The organism is Streptococcus sp. UBA4344, assembly GCF_002393675.1.
GTDB lineage: Bacteria > Bacillota > Bacilli > Lactobacillales > Streptococcaceae > Streptococcus > Streptococcus vicugnae.
This window is the reverse complement of sequence record NZ_DGTE01000006.1, coordinates 1-17,978: the sequence shown is the minus strand read 5'-3', so window position 1 is coordinate 17,978 and position 17,978 is coordinate 1. Positions and strand designations below refer to the sequence as shown.

The window sequence follows — 17,978 nt, the reverse complement described above, 5'->3', positions numbered from 1 at the left end:
AGGTTAGGTTTTACATATTTTCAATAAGTTTTGCAGCAAACTCACTTGTTGAGCAAGCTTTTCCACCCTGAGCTAAATCTGCTGTGAATTGACCTTTGGCAAATGTTTTTTCAATTGCTTGAGAAATCAAGCTAGCAACTTCTGTCCAGCCGATGTAATCAAACAACATACAGCCTGACAAAAGAACTGAACAAGGATTAGCAATATCTTTTCCAGCAATATCTGGTGCTGTTCCATGAGTCGCTTCAAAAATAGCATGACCAGTCACATAATTGATATTAGCACCAGGTGAGATTCCGATACCACCAACTTGAGCAGCAAGAGCATCACTTGCGTAGTCACCATTAAGGTTTGTCAAAGCCACAACATCAAACTTTTCAGGGTTAAGCAAAATTTGTTGCAAGAAGTTATCGGCAATAATGTCATTCATAACCAATTTTCCACTTGCCAATTCATCTGCGTATTCGCGTTCTGCTAATTCATAACCCCATTTTCGGAAGCCACCTTCAGTGAATTTTTGGATGTTTCCTTTGTGAACGATTGTGACATTTGTTAGTTGATTAGCAAGAGCGTATTCAATTGCAGAACGAATCAAACGTTCACTACCTTCTTTTGAGATAGGTTTGATACCAATGCTACTTGTTTCAGGAAAACGAATCTTGCTGACAGACATGTCATTTTGCAAGAATTCGATGACTTTTTTCACTTCAGGTGTGCCAGCTTCCCATTCAATACCAGCGTAAATATCTTCAGTATTTTCACGGAAAATAGTAATACTTGTTTTTTCTGGTTCTTTAAGTGGACTTTCAATTCCTTTAAAATAACGAACTGGACGAACACAAGCATACAAATCCAATTCTTGGCGAAGCGTTACATTTAGTGAACGGATTCCGCCACCAACTGGTGTTTCTAGAGGACCTTTAATAGCAATCAAATCTTCTTTAATCGTATCAAGCGTTTCTTCTGGTAACCATTTACCAGTTGCTTCATGCGCTTTTTTACCAGCTAAAAGTTCATCCCATTCAACTTTCTTTTGACCTTGATAAGCTTTTTCAACAGCAGCATCAAAGACAGCACGCGCATTTTTCCAAATGTCACGTCCAACACCGTCCCCTTCAATAAAAGGGATAATTGGATGATTAGAAACGACCAATTGGCCATTTTCTAAAGTGATTTTATCAGCCATAATTTTCCTTTTTCCTTTCGTAATCTTTTTTTAACGATCTTCAAGTGGAACATATTTCAAACCAAGTTCACCTTTATAACGAGAACGTGGACGAATCAATTTATTATGTTTTTGTTGTTCTTGAATATGAGCAATCCAACCAGCAACACGACTCATGGCAAAAATCAACGTAAAGATTGAACTATCAATACCAAGCACATGATAAACTGTCGCTGAATAGAAATCGACATTTGGAATCAAACCTTTAGTATGTTTCATGTAATCTTCAATTTCACGAGACAAGTCAAACCAAATTTCATTTTCAGTTCCTTCTGTTAAAGCTTGAGCCATTTCACGAAGATATTTTTCACGTGGGTCTTGTGTTTTATAAACGCGGTGGCCAAATCCCATGATTTTTTCTTGTGAATCAAGTTTTTCTTTTAGATAAGCTTTAGTATCACCCATTTCACGGATTTCAGTCAACATGTCAAAAACACGTTCATTAGCGCCACCGTGAAGAGGTCCTTTAAGGGTACCAATCGCTGTTGTTACACAAGAATAAATATCAGCCAAAGTTGACGCACAGACACGTGCGGCAAATGTTGAGGCATTTAATTCATGGTCAGCATGTAGAACTAAAGCTCGATTTAAAGCTTTAACTTGCAATTCTGTTGGTTCTTCACCATTTAGCATATAAAGGAAATTAGCCGCAAAGCACAAATCCTTACGTGGTGCTACAGGTGTTTTTCCTTCACGTAAACGAGCAAAAGTTGCAATGATGGTTGGCATTTTTGCCATCAATTGAATAGATTGTTCGTAAGTTGCTTCTTCTGAATTATCTTCCGCATTAACATTGTAAACTCCGAGTAGGCTAACTGTTGAACGAAGAACACTCATTGGATGTAAGTGATTACGTGATTGAATCATAATACATTGCACAACAGCGTCACTGATAGCGTAATTATCACGAAGTAATTTTACAAAATCATCAAGTTGTGTTTTATTTGGCAAATGAAGGTTCCAAAGAAGGTAAATCACTTCTTCGAAACTTGCGTCATTGTCCATCAATTCTGAAATATTATAACCTGCGTAAGATAGATTATCATTAATAATCGAGCTAATACGGGTATTACAGGCGATTAAGTCTTTTAATCCACTTGATCCTGTCATATATTAAGCACCCCCTAATTTCTTTCTAACAACCATTGGAAGAATTCCGCCGTTTTTGTAGTAACGGATGTCAGCATCCGCATCAAAACGTACCATGGCTTTAAAGTGTTTTTCACCTGATTCATCACGTGCAATCACATCAACAATATCGTGAATACCAGGATTTTCTGAAAGGTTAATATCGTATGTTTCGTAACCTGTTAATCCAAGACTTTCAGCTGTATCACCTTCTAAGAATTGCAATGGTAAAACCCCCATCATGACAAGGTTTGAGCGGTGAATACGTTCAAAGCTTTCAGCAAGAACAGCTTTAACACCAAGAAGATTTGACCCTTTGGCAGCCCAGTCACGACTTGATCCCATACCATAGTCTTTACCAGCAATGACCAAAGTATCAACCTTATCTTCTTTATAATGCATGGCTGCATCATAGATTGGCATTAATTCACCATTGTATTTTGTATAACCACCAATTTTACCGTCGGCTAATTGGTTTTGAATTCGAATGTTGGCAAATGTTCCGCGCATCATGACTTCGTGGTTACCACGGCGGCTACCATATGAGTTGAAATCAAGGTAATCAACACCATGTTCTGTCAAATATTTAGCAGCTGGACTGTTTTTAGCGATGTTACCTGCTGGTGAAATATGGTCAGTTGTAACACTATCGCCAAATTTAGCCAATGGTTTAAGGTTTTTAAGTGGTTTGATTGCTAAATCATCACCCAAGTTATCAAAGTATGGTGGGTTTTGGATGTATGTTGAGGCTTCATTCCAATGGTAAATTTTACTTTCTTCTGTTGGAATTTGGTTCCATTTTTCACTATCTGTAAAGACATGTTCATACTCGTGTTCGAACAATTCGCGTGTGACAAATTTGTCAACATATTTTGCCACTTCATCATTTGTTGGCATAATGTCTTTAAGATAAACTGGTTCGTTATTTTGATCAAAGCCAAGTGGTTCAGTTGTCAAATCAATGTTAGTATTTCCAGCCAGAGCGTAAGCCACAACAAGTGGCGGGCTAGCAAGGAAGTTCGCTTTGACAAGTGGGTTAACACGTCCTTCAAAGTTACGGTTACCTGATAAAACTGCTGACGCTAACAAATCAGTATCTGTAATTGCCTCAGCTACTTCTGGGCGAAGGCTACCTGAGTTACCGATACATGTTGTACAACCATAACCAACAATATTAAAGCCAAGTGTATCTAGATAAGTTTGCAAACCAGAGTTTCGAAGATAACCTGTCACCACTTTTGAACCAGGAGCAAGTGATGTTTTAACTGTCGGAGCTACGCGTAGACCTCGTTCAACAGCATTTTTAGCAAGTAATCCAGCTGACATGAGTACGTAAGGATTTGATGTATTCGTACATGACGTGATAGCTGCAATTGCCACATGTCCAGTCTTAATCTCAACATCTTGATCTTCAAAATGAACAGTTGCTGTTTTATTAATTTCATCAGCTGTTAGACCAAATCCTTGAACACCTGCTTCACGTACCAAACTTTCTTGGAAAGTTTGTTTAGCTTGTGTCAAATCAATCAAATCTTGTGGACGTTTTGGTCCAGAGATACTTGGTGAAATAGTAGATAAATCAATTTCAACGACTTTAGTGTATTCAGCTTGATGTTCTGGATCGTAGAAAAGATTGTTACGTTTAGCATATTCTTTTGTCAATTCGATGTGAGTTTCATCACGGTTTGTCAAACGCATGTAGTTAAGTGTTTCATCATCGATTGGGAAATAACCACATGTTGCACCGTATTCAGGAGCCATATTAGCGATAGTTGCACGCTCTGCAAGGCTAAGATTTGAAAGACCATCACCAAAGTACTCAACGAATTTGCCGACAACTTTTTCTTGACGAAGGACTTGTGTCACTTTAAGTGCCAAGTCAGTTGCAGTCGCAATCTTAGGCAATTTACCTGTCAAACGGACACCGATGACTTCTGGAATTGGGAAGAATGACGCTTCACCAAGCATAGCTGCTTCAGCTTCAATACCTCCAACACCCCAACCAAGCACACCAATACCATTAATCATTGTTGTATGACTATCAGTACCAAACATTGAATCAGGATAAAGCATGCCATCTTTTTCAATAACAACATCGCTTAAATATTCAATATTAACTTGGTGGATAATCCCTGTTGCTGGTGGAACAGCGCGATAGTTATCAAATGATTTTTCTGCCCATTTCAAAAATTCATAACGCTCATTGTTACGTTTAAATTCCATGTTAATGTTATCTTCTAAAGCTGTGTCACAACCGAAGAAATCGACTTGAACACTGTGGTCAATAACCAAATCAACAGGAATTTCAGGATTAATAAGTTCTGCATCACCACCGTTTGAGACAATGGCATCACGCATTGAGGCAAGGTCAACCACAACTGGTACACCAGTGAAATCTTGTAGGATAACACGACTTGGTTTGAAAGGCACCTCGCCTTGGATGTTTTTAGGATTGTAAGTTGCTAAATTTTCAATGTGAGATTTTGTGACATCTACTCCATCATACTTTCTGAGTAAACTTTCAAGTAATATACGAATAGTGTAAGGGATTCTTTTGATATTTCCTCCATAATGAGAAACGGCTTCTTCAAGATTAAGGTAAGAATAGTCATTCTCTTTGAAAGAAAATTTAGATAAGAACTCTGTCATGTACGGACCCCCGATTATAATTATGGTGTTTTAATTATACAAAATTCAGAAAATTTTGTCAACATTAATTTACAGGTATATGTTAGGTTTTCTGACACAACTTGTCACCTTGTTGGTCGTTTTCCAAAAACGCTTGATATCACTACATTTTGTATCGCTTTCAGCAACAAGGTACTATATGTTGTGTTTTTGTAAGCCTTTTTGTTTGCTTTTTTGGTAAATTTTGGTTATTCTAATTAAACATTGAATTAAAAAAAGATATCGATTTATGGAGGAAAGCCTAATGGCTAACAAAATTACACTTTTTTCAAAAAATAATTGCATGCAATGCAAAATGACCAAAAAGCTTTTAGAAAAAGAGGGGGCTGATTTCCAAGAAATTAATATCGATGAGCGTCCAGACATGATTGATTACGTTAAAAGCCTTGGTTTCACTGCTGCTCCAGTTATCAAAGCCGGCGATATCGTATTCTCTGGCTTTCAACCAAGTAAGTTAAAAGAAATTGTTTAACTACACTACTTCCATCTTTAATTAGAAAGGAATTACCTTGCCCGACAAACGAGCTTGGTATCTTACTTTATGAGTCTTAAAAATCTCGGCGATGTATCATACTTTCGCCTTAATAATGAAATTAACCGTCCAGTCAATGGACAAATCCCCTTAAATAAAGATAAAGAAGCTCTGAAAGCCTTCTTTTCTGAAAATGTCATTCCCAATACAATGACTTTCAAGAACATTTCAGAAAAAATCAGCTACTTAATCACAAATGACTACATTGAAGCTGAATTCATCAGTAACTATTCACCAGAGTTCATTGAATCATTATCTGAAGAATTAAGATCTCACAATTTCCGCTTCAAATCATTCATGGCAGCCTACAAGTTTTACCAGCAATATGCATTAAAAACAAACGACGGTAGTCAATACCTTGAAAGCATCGAAGACCGTGTCCTTTTTAATGCACTCTATTTTGCCAATGGCAATGAGACATTAGCTCGTGATTTAGCCACTGAAATGATTAACCAGCGTTACCAACCAGCTACTCCTTCTTTCTTGAATGCAGGCCGTAGTCGACGAGGAGAATTTGTATCGTGTTTCCTAATTTCAGTTACTGATGACATGAACGCTATTGGACGTTCCATCAACTCAGCTCTGCAATTATCAAGAATCGGAGGCGGTGTTGGTATTAGCCTTTCAAATTTGCGTGAGGCTGGAGCTCCTATTAAAGGATATGAAGGTGCAGCATCTGGTGTGGTACCAGTCATGAAACTCTTTGAAGATAGCTTTTCATATTCTAACCAACTTGGTCAACGCCAAGGTGCCGGTGCGGTTTACCTGGATGTTTTCCACCCAGATATCATGGCTTTCTTATCTACTAAAAAAGAAAACGCTGATGAAAAAGTGCGTGTCAAAACACTGTCACTTGGAATCACCGTTCCTGATAAATTCTACGAACTAGCTCGCAAAAATGAAGACATGTATCTCTTCAGCCCATATAGTGTTGAGCGTGAGTACGGTGTTCCTTACAGCTACGTGGACATCACAGCAGAATACGACAAAATGGTTGCAAATCCTAATATTGTCAAAACTAAGATTAAAGCGCGTGATTTGGAAACTGAAATTTCAAAACTCCAACAAGAATCTGGTTATCCTTATGTAATTAACATTGACACAGCTAACCGTACTAATCCAATCGATGGTAAAATCATCATGTCAAACCTATGTTCTGAAGTTCTTCAGGTTCAAAAACCAAGCATTATCAATGATGCCCAAGAATTTGTCAAAATGGGAACAGATATTTCATGTAATTTGGGTTCAACTAACATCGTTAATATGATGACTTCTCCAGATTTTGGTCGCTCTATTAAAGCTATGACACGCGCTCTAACTTTTGTTTCAGATACGTCATCAATTGAAGCTGTGCCAACAATCAAGCATGGGAATGAACAAGCTCATACCTTTGGACTTGGTGCTATGGGACTTCACACCTACCTAGCTCAAAACCATATTCACTATGGAAGTCCGGAATCTATTGAATTTACAAACATCTATTTCATGTTGCTCAATTACTGGACATTAGTCGAATCTAATCAGATTGCCCGCGAACGCAAGCAGACATTTGTAGGATTTGAAAAGTCAAAATACGCGGACGGAAGTTACTTTGATAAATACATCACAGGTGAATTTGTACCAAAATCTGATCGCGTGAAAGAACTTTTTGCAGATCATTTTATCCCTAGTGGTAAAGATTGGGCTGAGCTTCGTGATGCTATCATAGCAGACGGGCTCTATCACCAAAATCGTTTAGCAGTTGCTCCAAATGGTTCTATTTCTTATATCAATGATGTTTCTGCGTCACTTCATCCAATTACGCAACGTATTGAAGAACGTCAAGAAAAGAAAATTGGTAAGATATATTACCCTGCTGCTGGTTTGTCGACAGATACAATTCCTTACTACACATCTGCTTATGATATGGATATGCGAAAAGTCATTGATGTTTATGCCGCAGCTACCGAGCACGTCGACCAAGGGTTATCACTCACCTTGTTCTTACGCAGCGATATTCCAGAAGGACTCTATGAATGGAAATTGCAAAGTAAACAAACCACTCGTGACCTGTCTATCTTGCGTCATTACGCTTTTAATAAAGGCCTTAAATCTATTTATTACATCCGTACCTTCACTGATGACGGTGAAGAAGTCGGTTCAAACCAATGTGAAAGCTGTGTGATTTAACTGAACACTTGTTATTGGTCCTAAAGGACCTAATAACAAGACGGCAACCGCTATGGCGGATTCCCTAGTTCACTTACCAACTTCATCAAATGACTAGTATCGAGTCATTTGGTTTTGTGTGATAACTGCTATGTGACGACATGAACCGGTACAACTTAAAGAACTTCAATTGAAGCGCCAGTCTTCTGGCTAGCTTTCTTATAACTACTCTTAGGAGAAATCAGAAACATGACTACATATTATAAAGCCATTAATTGGAATGAGATTGAAGATGTCATTGATAAATCAACTTGGGAAAAATTAACAGAACAATTCTGGCTTGATACGCGTATTCCTCTCTCAAATGATTTAGATGACTGGCGTAAACTCTCAGACCAAGAAAAAGATTTGGTTGGTAAGGTATTTGGTGGCTTAACTCTTCTTGATACCATGCAATCAGAATCTGGTGTTGAAGCTATTCGTGCAGATGTCAGAACACCTCATGAAGAAGCTGTTCTCAACAATATTCAATTCATGGAGTCAGTCCATGCCAAATCTTACTCTTCTATTTTTTCAACCCTGAATACAAAATCAGAGATTGAAGCCATTTTTGAATGGACAAATAACAACGAATATTTGCAGAAAAAAGCTAAAATCATTAATGATATTTATGAAAATGGTACTGCTCTGCAAAAAAAAGTTGCTTCAACTTTCCTTGAAACCTTTCTCTTCTATTCTGGATTTTTCACCCCTCTTTATTATCTTGGTAACAATAAATTGGCAAATGTCGCTGAAATTATCAAATTAATTATCCGTGATGAATCTGTTCATGGCACTTACATTGGATATAAATTCCAGCTTGGTTTCAATGAATTATCCGAAGAAGAACAAGAAGAATTGCGTGACTGGATGTATGATTTACTTTACCAACTTTATGAAAATGAAGAAAATTATACTAAAACACTCTATGACGAAGTAGGCTGGACCGAAGAAGTTCTGACTTTCTTACGCTACAACGCTAATAAAGCTCTTATGAACTTAGGCCAAGATCCGCTATTTCCTGATACCGCTAATGATGTCAATCCAATCGTCATGAATGGTATCTCAACTGGTACTTCTAATCACGACTTCTTTAGTCAGGTTGGAAACGGCTACCTTCTTGGTTCTGTCGAAGCTATGCAAGATGATGATTACAATTATGGTCTTGATTAGCATTTTCAAAAATTTTCGAAAACAAATTAGAATTTTCAAAAAATTATTGCAAACTGTCTTGACAAGAAACTTTCGTTCATGCTAGACTATAAGCAAATATATTTCACAAAGGAGTGCCTCTGGCTGAGATCGCATTTGCGAAATCCTGATAACCTGATCTCGTTAGGACGAGCGTAGGGATTGTGACATGACTTTTTTAAACTTGTTTGAAATCGCATTGAACATATTATCAGTAAAAAGCTCCTTTGTATTAGAAGGAGCTTTTTATGTCGTCAAAGAATTCTCAATTGTCTGCTTTAATTGAGACTGCACTTGTTGCTGCTTTTGCCATGGCCTTATCTTATATCCCAGATTTTGCTAGTTGGTTCACCCCTTCATTTGGTACTGTCCCTGTCGTTCTCTTTGCTCTAAGACGTGGTCCAAAATATGGAACTTTGGCTAGTTTGATTTGGGGATTACTTCATTTCATTTTAGGAAAAGTTTGGTACTTGGCTTTATCACAAGTTATTATTGAATACATTATCGCCTTTATCTCGATGGGATTAGCTGGTTTTCTATCTGCACCATTTCAAAATGCTCTTTCTAAAGATAACAAGGGACGCGCTTTAATTTACTCAACTATCGGTGCGATACTTGCTGTTTTCGTCCGCTATTTCTGGCATTATGTAGCAGGCTTTATCTTCTGGGGAAGCTATGCTCCAAAAGACATGTCTCCCTACTGGTATTCATTTACCGTCAACGGAACAGCTGGACTATTGACTTTGATTTTCGTCATTTTAGCACTTGCTATTATCATACCAACACAAGGAAAACTTTTCTTGGTAAAAAAATAACTATTCCTCTTTAAGCGTAACACTACAAAAGCTAAGGCTACTTGCCTTAGCTTTTGTCATGTCTTTAAATTAAATTTGTTTTGCCAAATTAATCATTTCAAGTACACCTTGTGCGCATTCGCTACCTTTATTTCCAGCTTTTGAACCTGAGCGTTCGATAGCTTGTTCGATATCTTCTGTCGTAACCACGCCAAACATGACTGGAATATCACTCGTAAGATTGATTTGACCAACACCTTTTGCCACTTCATTACAAACAAGGTCATAATGACTAGTTGACCCACGGATAACACTTCCGAGTGTGATAACTCCATCGTATTTGCCAGTCGCAACAATTTTTTTGGTCATGAATGGAATCTCAAAAGCACCTGGGACCCAATAAACATCAATATCTTCTTCAGCTACTTCGTTGCGAATCAAACCATCCATGGCACCTCCCAATAATTTTGAGGTGATAAATTCATTAAAACGTGCGACTACAATAGCAATTTTTAAGTCTTTTCCGATAAATTTTCCTTCAAATGTTGTCATGATTTTTCTCCTTATACGATATGTAGTAAATGATGAAATTTTTCTTGTTTGGTTTGCAAATAAGCACGATTTTCTTGATGAGCCGGCATCTGCAAAGGCAAGCGTTCAACAATCTCAACGCCAGATTTTTCAAGTTGCTCTAACTTGTCAGGATTGTTAGTCAATAACTTGATTTGCTTAATGTTCAAAAATGATAGAATATCTGCCGCAATTTGATAATCGCGCTCATCTGGTGCAAAACCAAGTTCAAGGTTGGCATCATAGGTATCCATACCTTCTTCTTGCAACTGGTAAGCCTTAAGTTTGTTTTTAAGTCCAATGCCACGTCCCTCTTGTCGAAGGTACAAAATAGCTCCGCGCCCAACTTTATCAATTTGGTTCATTGCTGCATGTAATTGCTCACCACAATCACAACGTAAAGAACCAAAAACATCTCCTGTCAAACATTCTGAGTGCAAACGCAATAAAAGTGGCTCATCGCTTGTTAACCCCCCCTTTGACAACAAAACGTGCTCACGATGTTCTTCATCTTCAAACAAGCGCAACTCAAAATCACCATAAGCCGATGGCAACTTTACCTTTGGGCTGTCTTGAAAACTCACATAACGGGCAATATCACCCACTTCAATCATGGTCAAATTCCATTTCTCAGCATACGTGTATAAATCAGTCTTACGGGCCATAGTGCCATCTTCTTTTAAAATTTCACAAATATAGGCTGCCTCACTACCACCAGCTAAACGCGCCAAATCAAGACTAGCTTCGGTGTGCCCTCGACGTTGCAAAACACCGCCACTTCGTCCCACTAAAGGAAACATATGCCCAGGGCGATGAAAATCGCTAGCTTTACTACTTTGTGATGCCAAAGCTTGAATAGTTTTAGCACGATCAAATGCTGAAATACCCGTTGATGTCTCCTTGTGGTCGACACTAATAGTGAAGGCTGTGCCGTGTGCATCAGTGGTTTCTTCTGACATTGGAGATAGTTCCAAATGCTTAGCAATACGTTTTGATACTGGTGCGCAAATCAAGCCACGCGCGTGCGCTGTCATAAAATTCACATTTTCTGGAGTTACCAATTCTGCTAAACCGACCAAGTCTCCTTCTGCTTCGCGGTCATCATCATCAACCACTACAATTAATTTACCTGCTTTTAAATCAGCAAGTGCTTTTTCAACATCCTTAAACATTTATTGTCCTCCCATTTTTGCCATTTGTGCTTGCATGTATTTGGCTAAAATATCTGTCTCAATATTGACCTTATCACCTTTTTTAAGCTGAGCCAGATTCGTTGCTTTAGCTGTATGTGGAATTAAAGACACGCTAAATTGTCCTGACTTGACAAAGACCACCGTCAAACTAACACCATTAACTGCGATTGACCCCTGACCCACGATTTGACCTTCCAATTCTTTTGGAAAAGCAAAACTAAGTACAATAGCATTTTCATCACTTTCTTTTTGAACAAGTGTCGCAACGCTATCAACATGTCCTGTCACAAGGTGCCCTTCAAAACGAGCATTAGCAGACATTGCCAGCTCTAAATTGACCAAATCACCAATACGACAAGTTGAGAAAATTGTTCGTCTAAAGGTTTCTGGCATGATATCTACCGTAAACATATCACCTGCTTTTGCTACGCAAGTTAGACAGACACCATTGATTGCCATACTATCACCAATTTTATAATCTGCTAGCAATTTTCGAGATGCTTTGCAAGTTAATTTAATATTATGCTGGTGTTTAACCATTCGACTAATGCGCCCTTGTTCTTGAATTAATCCTGTAAACATCACAACCTCCTTTTGACTGACAAACGCAGATTAGTGCCAATTGTTTGAACTGAAAAATCCTGCAAATCGTAAACTTGTTCAACCTGACGAGAACTTGCTATAGCAGCTCTGCCATTGCCACCAATCACCTTAGGGGTCACGTAAGAAATGAGTTCATCCCATAAATCGCTCGCTAAAAACGCATCATGAACCTGCGCTCCGCCCTCGACATAAACAGACTGAATCTTTTTCTCATAAAGCGCCTGCAAAATGTTAGCAATGGAAAAATCATCTAAAGATATGACCGTGATATGCGCAGGCAAATTCGCAACTTGTCGCCTACTAAAAATGTAAACTGGCGCTGATTGATTTTTAAAAATTTGTAACTCTCGTTTGTCAAAAATGCGTCCTGCTTCATCCAAAATCACACGTACTGGCGGATACAAACTTGTCCCTGCTCCCAGTAATCTCGGATTATCAATCAAAACCGTGTCAGCACCAACCAAAATGGCTTTGTAGTCATCTCGCTCATCATGAACAAAACGGTTGGTTTCATCATCAGTCAAGGCAGTTCGTTTGCCAAGCACCGCAATTTTCCCATCCAAGCTCACCGCTTGTTTCAAAACCACATAGGGGCGCTTGTATTCATGATAGAAATTATAATGCGGATTGAGTGCGCGTGCCTCATTTTCCAAAATACCAGTAATAACCTCAATCCCTTGTTCTCTTAAAAAGGCCAACCCCTTTCCAGCAACCAAAGGATTGGGATCAAGTTGTCCAACCACGACCTTTTTGATGCCAGAATCCAGGATTGCCTGTGTACAAGGCGGTTGTTTTCCTCGATGATGACAAGGTTCTAACGTTACATAGAGTGTTGAATTGAGCAGTTCTTCAGGGGCTTCACAATGTAAAATTGCATTTTTCTCAGCATGTTCATGACCATACTGCAAATGCGCTCCACGAGCAATCACACGATTATCTTTAACGATGACCGCACCAACCAAAGGATTGGTATAGGTCTGCCTAAAGCCATTTCTAGCTTCTGCAATTGCTTGTGCCATATAAGCTTCGTGCATATAAGCCTCCTTTCCAACAAAAAATCCCAAGAAAAACAAGCTTAGCTAAAGCAATTTTCATCGGGATAATTCATTTTTACCGTTGCATCAAGCAACACCAAAAAACAATAATTGTAATCAAAAACCTCGTAGCAATACACTACGAGGCAATTAAAGACAACTAAAAAAGTATTCCAAAAAGTAAGAGACTCACTCTTTGATACTCTATCAACTTCTTCTCTCATCCAGACTATACTGTCGGTTCTGGAATCTCACCAGATCAGCTTGCGCTCACGGACTTAGCTCTCTCATCTGCATGTCAGACCAAACAAAGTTGATTGATGATTTGCTTTTAGTTTAGGCGACTCCTCGCAGACATAACGGGTGTTAAGCAAAAGGCGTCAACAATGAATAAAAGCAAATAGCAATCAACGAGACAACATTACCGTCGGTCGGGAATCACACCCTGCCCCGAAGAAAACTATTCAATTCTTTCTTAGATTAGCACGATTTAAAAACACTGTCAATCATTTTTCTTATTTTCTGAAATATTTATTAACAAAACGAATGTTCGCAAGGTTAATGTAGAGATAGATTACTGTCGTAACGACAAAACCTGACATAACATCAATAGAGCTCACAATTGCTAAAATGTATAGAATCACATAAACAATTGGTAAAAATTGGTTCAGATTGAAAACAATTAAGAAAGCTTGTTCATAATTTGCTTGAAGTTCACCTTCATCATAAGAGTAAGCAAATTCTTTTACTTCTTTAATTGTTGGCATAGCTGATAATTTGTAGTGACGAATTTTTTGAGTTAATTTAAATATCATCACTTGGAAAATAATTAGCAGAACTAGGAAAATGATATCTTTTACATATGCTGTAAAATTAAGGGCAGCACCGCTAACAATTCTATCATGGAAACCGTAAACATCACCAAATATTGAAAGGAGAATTAAGGCTGCTGAGGCATTGTAGAAAATTGTTGCAAACTCTAAATTTTTAAATGTCTTGCGATAAATCTCATAATTATCATCTTCATCAGCATCATCACCCATGCTTTCATAACGATTATGGTAATGATTTGCTTGATACATGAACCATAATGTGACAACAATTGAAATAGTAGTAATCCCATAAGCCAAAACCATAAAAGTATCATAATTAAACGTTAACACGTTATCACCAAAACCAACACCAAAAAACCAGTAAGCCCACCTACAAGTGCACTCGTTATGGCAATTCCGAGGTACATTAGGATACGTTGTTTAGTTGTTAATTGTTTTGCTTTTTCATTCTTCTTCTCCCTCTTCATCAAGACTAAAAACATTTTCGACAGGTTCATTAAATATGTGTGCAATGCGTAGAGCAATAATCACTGACGGTGTATATTCGTTACGCTCTAGGAGACTAATGGTTTGTCTAGAAACCCTAGCTAGTTTCGCTAATTGAGTTTGATTTAACCCCTCACGTGCACGCAATTCTTTAAGACGATTCTTTAAGACCAAAATACCCTCCATTCTAGTAACTAACACTACTACTTATTTTTTGATTTCTTCTTCCGATCAAGTCTTTTTTCTCCTTTTCCCTTTTGTTGATTTGATTATAGCATCGTTTTTTATTTTTGACAAGTATATTTGTCAAAAATAAAAATATTTTTGTCATAATTGATAATATGTTTGTCAAATAAAGACTCAGTTAATAAAACCGAGTCTTTATTTCCTACAAACTTTTAATCATTTCAACCAATTTTTGAGCATGTTCTTGTGATTTTTCAATCAACTCTTGTGCTTTATCCGCATCCTCGCGTAGTGAATACGACACACCATGTGTGACAATATGACCAACAAAGTTAAGCTGCGTCAATTTCGCAGTCAAACGAATCGGTGCCAAAAGGTCTTCAATTGTCGTTCCAGCTTCAGCACTATAGGCCGCTTCACCAGCTCCTGTCGTCAATGATGCAATCAAAACTTTCCCTTTTAATGCATCACCATTTGAACCATGAGAAAAACCGTGTACAAACACTTTCTCAATCCATTTATTCATCAATGATGGTGTCATATACCAGTACAAAGGATATTGAAAGACAATGACATCCGCCCAACGAAGTTTGTCTTGTTCAGCTGCCACATCAATCTGATAATCAGGATATAAATTACTCAAAATATCCAATTCAACTCCTGGGTAGAGCTTTTTAATTTCTTTTAAAATAGTTTTATTAGCTAAAGAATCATTTTTCAAATCAGGATGTCCTGAAACAACAAGAACTTTTTTAGACATATTTACACCTCTTTTTATTTTCAGAAAATTATATACATTTTAACATAATTTGTCAACCAACGTCTCTTCTAACTAGACAGCACAAATAAATGAAGCTGAGCTCATTATCTCAGCTTCTTTCTCTTTAAGCAAAAACATCTTTTAAAATAGCGACACCTTGGTCAATTTGCTCTTTTGTCAAAGTCAATGGGGGTAAAAGACGGATAACATTAGTACCAGCTGTTAAAACAACTAATCCTTTGTCACGCGCTTTTTCAACCAATTCACCAAGATTTTCAGTCGTTTCAATACCAATCATGTAACCCAAACCACGAATATCAGCCACTTTAGCATTTCCTGCTAAAGCTTTTTTCAATTCAGCTTGCAAGTAGTTTCCGTTATCAAGTGCTTGTGGTAAGAAACCGTCAGCCAGCATAATATCCAGTACGCTTGAGGCTGCTGACATGACTAATTTATTACCACCAAAAGTTGACCCGTGACTACCATATGAGAAAGCTGAACCGAGTTTTTCCTTAGCAATCATCGCACCCACTGGCACACCATTTCCAAGACCTTTTGCCAAAGTGAAAATATCTGGTTCAATACCATAATGCTCAAATGAGAAGAGCTTACCAGTACGTCCCATACCAGTTTGCACTTCATCAACGATTAGAAGAATTCCTGTTTCTTGACAGAAATTGCTCAAAGCTGTCACAAAATCCTTATCAGCAGGTCGAACACCTGATTCCCCTTGAACCAACTCTAACATGACAGCTGCTGTGTCATCAGTCACCATACTTTTAACACTATCTAAATCATTGTAAATAGCATAGCTAAAGTGTGGCACACCGTCACCAAAACCAATTTTGATTTTATCTTGACCTGTTGCTGACATTGATCCAAAGGTACGTCCATGGAAAGAATTGACAAAAGTAATGATTTCTTGTTTGCCAGTTGCTTTACGAGCGATTTTAATGGCAGCTTCATTGGCTTCAGCACCGCTATTGGCAAAGAAGGCGAGATAATCTTTATCGCCGATTAATTTGCCAGCTACTTCTTCTTGTAAAGAATTAAGATACAAGTTAGGTGTGTGCCAGATTTGTTCAGATTGTTTTTGCAAAGCTGCCTTAACTTGTGGGTGAAATCCTAGATTTGTGACTCCAATTCCAGTGGAGAAATCTAGATACTTTTCCCCATCTTGGTCAAAAAGATAATTTCCCTCAGCTTTGACAAATTCAATTGCTGCACGTTTATAATTTTGAAATAGTTTCGTCATTTCTTTCTCCCATTTACATTAAGTTTCAGCTGATGATTGAAGTTCCTGTTACAAGATTGTCGCCAATCAATACTTCACCAACACCTGCTAAAACGGTATTGACAGCTGATTCAATTTTTGGAATCATGCCACCAGTGATAATGCCTTGATCAATTTTCTCTTGAAATTCTGTCGATGTTAAACTATCTAGCACAGCTCCATTTTCCAAGACGCCTTTAACGTCAGTCATAAGGACCAATTTCTCAGCTTCCAAAGCTACAGCGACTGCCGTTGCCAAATAATCAGCGTTGATATTGAGCATTTCGCCTTGTTCAGAATAACCAATAGAAGCCAAAACTGGCAACATATGATTATCGAGCATTTGCTCTAAAATCGGCGTTTGAATATGAGACACATCACCAACATAGCCATAGGTATGTTTATCAAGGAAGTCAGCTTTAACCACACGCTTAAGTCCTGATAAAAGTTGAATACTATCAACAGACGATTGGTTCAATTTTTTAGTCAAATTGTGACCAACCATATTTAAAAGTGCATAGCTAACTAATCTCATATCAGCTTGACTTGTTACACGAAGCCCATTGATTTTTTTAACTGGAACATGATTATCTTCCATCAATTTATTAATGGCATAGCCACCACCGTGTACGATAACAACTTTCTTACCATTATCTTTCCAGTCTTTGACTTGATTAATAAAATCTTGTGAAAGGTGTTGACTAGCAACTCCTCCAATTTTAATCACAATAGTATTTTTCATGGTCTCATCCTTTTATGTACGATAGAGAGCATTGATTTTCACATAATCATATGACAAATCGCAGCCCCATGCTTTTCCTTGTGCTTCACCTGCATGCAAATCAACCGTGATAGTAATCTCATCTTCGTGCATAACATCTTGCATTTCTTCTGCTTCAAATTCAACGGGACTTGATTTTAGCATGACTGGAACATCGCCAAGGAAAATGTCAATATTATCAACAGGAACATCAACCCCTGCATAACCAACTGCTGCTAGAATACGTCCCCAGTTAGGGTCTTCACCAAAAATAGCCGTCTTAACAAGGCTTGAACCCACAACACTTTTAGCCATCATACGGGCATCAAGGGCATTTGGAGCATTTTTGACTTTTACTTCAATGAGTTTGCTTGCCCCTTCACCATCTTTAGCAATCATTTTAGCCAATTCTTGCATGACATAATTAAGCATGGCTGAGAATTTATCAAATTCAGGTGTATTTGGCAAAATTTCTTCGTTCAAAGTACAACCATTTGACATGACAAGAACCATATCATTTGTTGATGTATCACCA

17 protein-coding genes and 2 riboswitches are annotated in these 17,978 nt (G+C 37.9%); of the genes, 4 read left to right on the top strand and 13 right to left on the bottom strand.

Translation table 11 applies throughout. The features are described 5' to 3' along the window. Positions 1–10: 10 nt before the first annotated feature. From icd to acnA, 3 genes are read right to left on the bottom strand one after another with little or no spacing between them, the layout of a single operon-like run. Positions 11–1,186 carry an NADP-dependent isocitrate dehydrogenase gene (gene icd / locus B4D49_RS01095; protein WP_286782924.1) on the bottom strand — a complete coding sequence of 392 codons (1,176 nt, stop codon included), beginning with the start codon at positions 1,184–1,186 and terminating at the stop codon, positions 11–13. 30 nt (positions 1,187–1,216) lie between these two features. Further along, entirely contained in the window at positions 1,217–2,335 is a 1,119-nt protein-coding gene (locus B4D49_RS01090) for a citrate synthase (RefSeq protein WP_132869353.1), read from the bottom strand. Positions 2,336–2,338: 3 nt separating this feature from the next. Further along, positions 2,339–5,002, bottom strand: coding sequence for an aconitate hydratase AcnA (gene acnA, locus B4D49_RS01085; protein ID WP_286782923.1), 2,664 nt, complete (start codon positions 5,000–5,002; stop codon positions 2,339–2,341). Between the two features lie 283 nt (positions 5,003–5,285). Here acnA and nrdH point away from each other — a divergent pair, with 283 nt between their 5' ends. The 4 genes from nrdH to thiT all read left to right on the top strand — a co-directional run bounded on the left by nrdH (position 5,286) and on the right by thiT (position 9,766). Continuing rightward, positions 5,286–5,513: a glutaredoxin-like protein NrdH gene (nrdH, locus tag B4D49_RS01080; RefSeq protein ID WP_074481950.1), complete on the top strand. Its 228-nt coding sequence runs from the start codon at positions 5,286–5,288 to the stop codon at positions 5,511–5,513. Between the two features lie 69 nt (positions 5,514–5,582). After that, the gene (gene nrdE, locus B4D49_RS01075; RefSeq protein WP_286782922.1) at positions 5,583–7,742 is read left to right on the top strand and encodes a class 1b ribonucleoside-diphosphate reductase subunit alpha; all 2,160 of its coding nucleotides are present in this window, start codon (positions 5,583–5,585) and stop codon (positions 7,740–7,742) included. A gap of 228 nt (positions 7,743–7,970) precedes the next feature. Next, positions 7,971–8,933 (top strand): class 1b ribonucleoside-diphosphate reductase subunit beta, encoded by a 963-nt coding sequence (gene nrdF, locus B4D49_RS01070; RefSeq protein ID WP_158913385.1) that lies wholly within the window; start codon positions 7,971–7,973, stop codon positions 8,931–8,933. A gap of 99 nt (positions 8,934–9,032) precedes the next feature. Next, a riboswitch (TPP riboswitch) is annotated at positions 9,033–9,130 on the top strand. A 69-nt stretch (positions 9,131–9,199) separates the two neighbouring features. Then, positions 9,200–9,766 carry an energy-coupled thiamine transporter ThiT gene (gene thiT, locus B4D49_RS01065; RefSeq protein ID WP_286782921.1) on the top strand — a complete coding sequence of 189 codons (567 nt, stop codon included), beginning with the start codon at positions 9,200–9,202 and terminating at the stop codon, positions 9,764–9,766. 69 nt (positions 9,767–9,835) lie between these two features. Here thiT and ribE read toward each other — a convergent pair whose 3' ends face one another. The 10 genes from ribE to B4D49_RS01015 all read right to left on the bottom strand — a co-directional run. Continuing rightward, positions 9,836–10,297, bottom strand: coding sequence for a 6,7-dimethyl-8-ribityllumazine synthase (gene ribE, locus B4D49_RS01060; protein WP_286782920.1), 462 nt, complete (start codon positions 10,295–10,297; stop codon positions 9,836–9,838). Between the two features lie 11 nt (positions 10,298–10,308). Beyond that, entirely contained in the window at positions 10,309–11,487 is a 1,179-nt protein-coding gene (gene ribA / locus B4D49_RS01055) for a GTP cyclohydrolase II (protein ID WP_132868927.1), read from the bottom strand. Then, complete coding sequence (locus B4D49_RS01050; protein ID WP_132868928.1) at positions 11,488–12,090, bottom strand: riboflavin synthase; 603 nt, start codon at positions 12,088–12,090, stop codon at positions 11,488–11,490. Continuing rightward, positions 12,090–13,145, bottom strand: coding sequence for a bifunctional diaminohydroxyphosphoribosylaminopyrimidine deaminase/5-amino-6-(5-phosphoribosylamino)uracil reductase RibD (gene ribD, locus B4D49_RS01045; RefSeq protein WP_132868934.1), 1,056 nt, complete (start codon positions 13,143–13,145; stop codon positions 12,090–12,092). The genes B4D49_RS01050 and ribD overlap by 1 nt, the downstream gene beginning before the upstream one ends. A gap of 208 nt (positions 13,146–13,353) precedes the next feature. Beyond that, a riboswitch (FMN riboswitch) is annotated at positions 13,354–13,607 on the bottom strand. Positions 13,608–13,660: 53 nt separating this feature from the next. Further along, a complete protein-coding gene (locus B4D49_RS01040) occupies positions 13,661–14,308 on the bottom strand; it encodes a DUF3169 family protein (RefSeq protein WP_286782919.1) in 648 nt (215 codons plus the stop codon). Positions 14,309–14,422: 114 nt separating this feature from the next. Further along, complete coding sequence (locus B4D49_RS01035; RefSeq protein ID WP_286782918.1) at positions 14,423–14,638, bottom strand: helix-turn-helix transcriptional regulator; 216 nt, start codon at positions 14,636–14,638, stop codon at positions 14,423–14,425. A gap of 214 nt (positions 14,639–14,852) precedes the next feature. Beyond that, positions 14,853–15,410: an NAD(P)H-dependent oxidoreductase gene (locus tag B4D49_RS01030; RefSeq protein WP_286782917.1), complete on the bottom strand. Its 558-nt coding sequence runs from the start codon at positions 15,408–15,410 to the stop codon at positions 14,853–14,855. 124 nt (positions 15,411–15,534) lie between these two features. Then, positions 15,535–16,665, bottom strand: coding sequence for an acetylornithine transaminase (locus tag B4D49_RS01025; protein WP_286782916.1), 1,131 nt, complete (start codon positions 16,663–16,665; stop codon positions 15,535–15,537). A gap of 25 nt (positions 16,666–16,690) precedes the next feature. Further along, positions 16,691–17,425, bottom strand: a complete 735-nt coding sequence (gene argB, locus B4D49_RS01020; protein ID WP_286782915.1) for an acetylglutamate kinase — start codon at positions 17,423–17,425, stop codon at positions 16,691–16,693. Positions 17,426–17,437: 12 nt separating this feature from the next. Next, on the bottom strand, positions 17,438–17,978 hold a 541-nt coding region (locus B4D49_RS01015), incomplete at its 5' end, for a bifunctional ornithine acetyltransferase/N-acetylglutamate synthase (RefSeq protein WP_286782914.1).